This is a genomic window from Paenibacillus sp. 01T422 (assembly GCF_056398785.1).
This window is the reverse complement of record NZ_JBFTQB010000436.1, coordinates 1-5,147: the sequence shown is the minus strand read 5'-3', so window position 1 is coordinate 5,147 and position 5,147 is coordinate 1. Positions and strand designations below refer to the sequence as shown.

The 5,147-nt window shown below is 45.6% G+C and carries 5 protein-coding genes; 2 read left to right on the top strand and 3 right to left on the bottom strand.

Annotated features, from left to right (window positions below):
- Together AC1DUA_RS22325 and AC1DUA_RS22320 are read right to left on the bottom strand one after the other, a co-directional pair.
- Window positions 1-531: YebC/PmpR family DNA-binding transcriptional regulator (locus tag AC1DUA_RS22325; RefSeq protein ID WP_477501867.1), on the bottom strand; the 531-nt coding region annotated here is incomplete at its 3' end.
- Window positions 532-612: 81 nt separating this feature from the next.
- Entirely contained in the window at window positions 613-2,652 is a 2,040-nt protein-coding gene (locus AC1DUA_RS22320; protein WP_477501866.1) for a Na+/H+ antiporter, read from the bottom strand.
- Between the two features lie 448 nt (window positions 2,653-3,100).
- On the opposite strand from AC1DUA_RS22320, the gene AC1DUA_RS22315 reads away from it, so the two are divergent.
- The gene (locus AC1DUA_RS22315; protein WP_477501865.1) at window positions 3,101-3,532 is read left to right on the top strand and encodes a helical membrane plugin domain-containing protein; all 432 of its coding nucleotides are present in this window, start codon (window positions 3,101-3,103) and stop codon (window positions 3,530-3,532) included.
- Window positions 3,533-3,553: 21 nt separating this feature from the next.
- Entirely contained in the window at window positions 3,554-4,735 is a 1,182-nt protein-coding gene (locus AC1DUA_RS22310; protein WP_477501864.1) for an NAD(P)/FAD-dependent oxidoreductase, read from the top strand.
- A 78-nt stretch (window positions 4,736-4,813) separates the two neighbouring features.
- Here the strand turns inward: AC1DUA_RS22310 and AC1DUA_RS22305 are convergent.
- A partial coding sequence (locus AC1DUA_RS22305; RefSeq protein ID WP_477501863.1) for a CBS domain-containing protein occupies window positions 4,814-5,147 on the bottom strand: 334 nt, incomplete at its 5' end.

Below are 5,147 nucleotides of genomic sequence, written 5' to 3'. Positions count from 1 at the left end.
GAACTGATCTGGGTCGGCGTAAACCATGACCATTTCGTCTTCTTCCACGATGTCACGAACATCAACATCCGCTTCGAGCAGGACTTCCATGACTTCATCCATGCTTCTGTCTTCAAGACCGATAACCGCTGTCGCGTCAAACATGTAAGCTACAGAGCCGCTTACGCCCATATTGCCGCCATTTTTATTAAAGGCTGAACGCACGTCTGGCGCCGTGCGGTTCACGTTATTCGTCAGTGCGTCTACAATGATCATGGACCCGTTTGGCCCAAAGCCCTCATAGCGAAGCTCTTCATAAATTTCATCGGAACTGCCTTTTGCTTTATCCAAAGCACGATCAATAATCGCTTTCGGTACATTGTAAGTTTTTGCCCGCTCGAGAACAACTTTCAATGCGCGATTCGCTTCAGGATCCGGTTCGCCCTTGCGTGCGGCCACATAAATTTCAAGTCCGAATTTCGCATAAATTCTACTTGTGTTTGCGTCTTTTGAGGCTTTCTTTTCTTTAATGTTATTCCACTTACGGCCCACGTTTGTTCCCACTTTCTGTTTTTATCTCATTTAACATAATAACCTATTTTCATTCCAAAAGTAAAAATAAAATCGCTGAATCTAGCTAATCTCCTCGAGCTCATACAGCGATGCTTCCCTGTTTCGGATGATTCGTCGCAGCAAGGAAGCCATATCCCGCGTGATATCTCCGCGCTCATAGAACCCTTGCACAGCATCACGCTCCGCTTGTATAGCGATCCAGTGCAGCTCACGTCGGCTATCGATGAAGGATGAATCTTTGCGCCTTGAGCCGAACGCGAATCTGCGCAGCCTATCCAGCATTTGCTGATAATAGTCCAGCACTCCCTCTGTTGCTTCATCGCTTTGGTAAGCGCATCGTTTGGAGAATTCCTCAACGACAGCTTGGCTGCATTGCATTTTCAGCGTCCGAATCTCTTCCATATCAGGCTCAACAATATTCGAAACAAGGCGAGGTTGCAGGAAGGAAGTTATTACAAGCTTCAATCGGCGCCAGATGTTCTTAACCAGTACTTTACCGATATCAAGCTTGTTAGCTAGAATAAGTTCTACTTGTTCCAGCATGTTTAAATAATAATTCGCCTGTTCACTGCTCACTTGTCCGCTTTCCAAACGATCATTCACATACTTGCGCTCAATATCCAGTGCCAGCAGTCGCATCTCGGCTTCTTCCTGTTGGAAACGTGGTATACGTTTCAATTTACCTTCTTTTTGGTCAAGCTGCTGCATCATTAATTTATAATCGCCAATCACAGTATCTACCGCGACCTCGTTCTTCTCGTTACTTGTACTCTCTAGAGCCCGAACAGCAGCAGCCATAACCTCCAACTGCCACTCACGCTCCATTCTTTCCTGTTCGGCATTTCCGTCTGTATTTTTCTTCTTGGCGAGCAGAGGTAGGACAATGCTTGCGGTCAGAAGTGAGAACAGAATGATGGAGGATGCAAGGAAAATAATAAGGTCTCTTTGCGGAAAGGGATCGCCATTTTGCAGGATTAGCGGTATAGAGAAAGCACCTGCCAGTGTTATCGCTCCACGTACACCGGAAATCGACGTTAAGGTAAGAATACGTAAGCTTGGTACCTCTTGATTCTTGTTCCCGAACCAGCGCCCTCCTCTTGCAAAGATAAGCGTCCAAACAAAACGCAAGAGCAGAAGCAAGACGAAGATGACAATGGCATAACCAATCACTTTGAAATTATCGAAATTAGGATCTTTGAGAATCGTCCTGGAGACACCTGGAATTTGCAGCCCCAGAAGAATAAAGACCAAGCCATTGAGTACAAACAAAATGACAGACCATGTGGAATTAGAGACACTTCGAAGAGTCGGCATCGTAAAAGCCAAACGCTCATTCTCGACGGCATGCACCACGCCACCTGCTACCGCCGCCAAAATGCCCGATACGCCTAACTCCTCGGCAATCAAATAGAGCATAAAAGGTGTCAATATTTGCAGCAGCATATGCATCGTCTCATCCTCAAGTCCTGCCCGGCGAAGCAGCTGGCGAATGCCGATAATTAAAAAAGCGACTAGCGCTCCAACGATTAGGCCCCCAATTGAGATGACGACAAAGCTGAGGCTTGCTTTCGGGAGCGAAAACACACCGGTGACCGCCGCAGCAATAGCGAACTTGAAAGCCACAAGGCCAGATGCATCGTTCATCAAGGCCTCCCCTTCAAGGAGCCGCATCAAGCTTTTGGGCAAATGGATGCGACCGGCTAAGGAACTGACGGCTACGGCATCCGTAGGCGAGAGAATAGCTGCTAACCCGAATGCTGCCGCCAAAGGAATTGAAGGAATCAACCAATGGACAACATATCCGACGACACACACCGTTATCAAAACCAGTCCCACCGCGAGAAGCAGGATCGGTGCGCGCAATTTCCACAGCTCATCTCTCGGTGTATGCTTGCCATCGTGATACAACAACGGGGCAATGAACAACAAGAGGAACAATTCCGGTTCTAGTTCCAGGTGAATCCCCAGTGGTACGATTACTAGAATGGCCCCCAAGGCAATTTGAATCAGGGGAACGGGAATGAATGGAACAAAACGGTTCACGACATTGGATACACCAATAAGAATCAATAAGATGAGAATAATGATAAAAACATTCAAGATCGTATGTCTCCTTCCCTGATAAGTACTATGTACAAACGTTTGTGATTACCACTACTGTGTGGCGTACTTTTTTAGTATTTCAATATTTTCCCTAAAGAATCCTTCCAGCGATCAGCAAAAAGCGACATCCGATCTATTAGACCGAATGCCGTTATTATTCATTTATGCAATTATTGTTTCGTAGTCAGCATTTTGACAGTTTCATCAATCATGAGTGAATAGGCCGTCCCCCATTTTCATCCAATGTTCACGAATTTGAAATATTTTCAATTATAATTTTGTGTCCATTAGGTGTACAATATGTAAATACGGATTATCCAATTGTGCGATGTTGCTACACATTTTCTTATGTGAAAAATGTTACAACCATCTGGGAAACAAACGTTTCACCCGTACATATTGTGACAGTACCCGATTTTTTTTCAACGCAAAGGAGGATTTACGTATGTCACAGACAACTGCTGCTCAAGAAGTAGCAGCAACAGCTGCTGCGGAACCAAAATCGCTAGACGTACTCGACCAATTGCTAAAGCCTGAGGTGCAACAATCTCTGACTGTTCTGGTCGATAATTTGCCTAAACTGGCAGAAATGGTAACAGTATTAACCAAAGCTTATGATTTTGCGCAAAGTGTAGCTACAGACAAAGTATTGATCAACGATTTTGCCCAAGGTATTGGCGAGTTTGTTAAACCGGTACAAGAAAAGGCAAAAGACATTGCATCCGCGGCTATTGAAGCTGGCGAACGCTCACAGGCTGAAGCAGGATCAACAATCGGTCTCTTCGGAATACTAAAAATGCTGAAAGATCCTGAAGTGCAGAAAACTCTTCGTTTTGCACAAGCATTCTTGAACGTACTTTCTGAACGTAAAAATTAATACGGACTAGGGATGATAACGATGGCTAAACAAATACTTATTCTTGGCGGCGGTTATGGCGGCCTATTAACCGCATTGACAGCACGTAAACATCTGACAGCTTCAGAAGCGAACATTACAATCATCAATCGCTTCCCAACTCACCAAATTATTACAGAATTGCACCGTCTTGCTGGCGGTACGATTAAAGAGCAAGCTGTTGCACTACCTTTGCAAAAACTGCTAGGCGACAAACATGTTAATATCGTGGTTGATACCATCAAAGAAATTAAACCAGATGATAAAAAAGTCGTTACAACTAGTGGCGCAGTACATACTTACGATGCGCTAGTCGTTGCTCTTGGCAGCGAAACGAACTACTTCGGCATCCCAGGACTGGAAGAGAACAGCATGGTTCTCAAATCAGCTTCTGATGCTAACCGTATTCGCGAGCATGTTGAAGCTCGTCTGGACGCTTACAAAGCATCCGGCAACAAAGCTGACGCAACGATCGTTGTGGGCGGTGGCGGTCTTACAGGTGTTGAGCTTGTTGGGGAATTCGCTGATAAGTTGCCTGAAATTTGCCACAGCAAAGGCATCGACTTCAAAGATGTTTCTATCTATTGCGTAGAAGCTGGTCCTGCAATCCTTCCAGTATTCCCGAAAGTACTGATCGAGCGCGCTGTGACTAGCCTTGAGAAACGCGGTGTTACGTTCTTAACTGGCGTTGCCATTACGGAAGCTACTAAGAATACGGTATCGCTGAAAAGTGGACAAACAATCGAGTCGAACACGATTATTTGGACTGGCGGCGTGAAAGGCAATCCGGTTGTTGGCAGCTGCGGAATCGCGGAAGATCGCGGTCGTGCGACTGTAACATCGACACTTCAATCCACTTCCCATTCCGATGTCTTCCTTGCAGGCGACTGCGCGGTGGTATTCCCTGAAGGAAGCGAAAGACCTTACCCTCCAACTGCACAACTTGCTTGGCAGATGGGCGAAACAGTTGGTTACAATCTGTCCGTTCAAATCAAAGGCGGCGCAATGGATACATTCACGCCAGTATTCTCCGGAACACTTGGCAGCTTAGGCCGCAAAGATGGTATCGGCACAATCGGTGGAAACAGCACACAGCTCAAAGGCTTACCGGCTTCCCTGATGAAAGAAGCAAGTAACGTCCGTTATTTGTCTCATATCCACGGCCTTTTCGCTTTAGCCTATTAATACAGTAAAAAGGATGCCCTCAGCCTCTCGGGGCTGCTAGGACATCCTTTTTTTTTATTTCCCAGCTTTAGTAATCGCTTACAATAAGGATTGAAATGAATGCCGGATAACGTCTCCCCTGCTAATAATGCCAACTAATACGCCTCGATGGACAACGGGCAGTTTTTTTATTCTTTTTTTGCCTAAAATTGCAGCGATCTGCTCGATATCTTCTTCCGCATCAACCGCAATCACTTTCTTTTGAGCGATTCTCATGACACACATGGGAAGCAAATTGCGAACTCTTTCATCAAACTCTTCGTCATCCCCTTTGATTACAGCCGTGTACATATAAGACCCGAATACATGATCATCATGCTTGCCGATATAACGCATAATATCTCCGTCGCTAATGTAGGCAACCACTTCATTC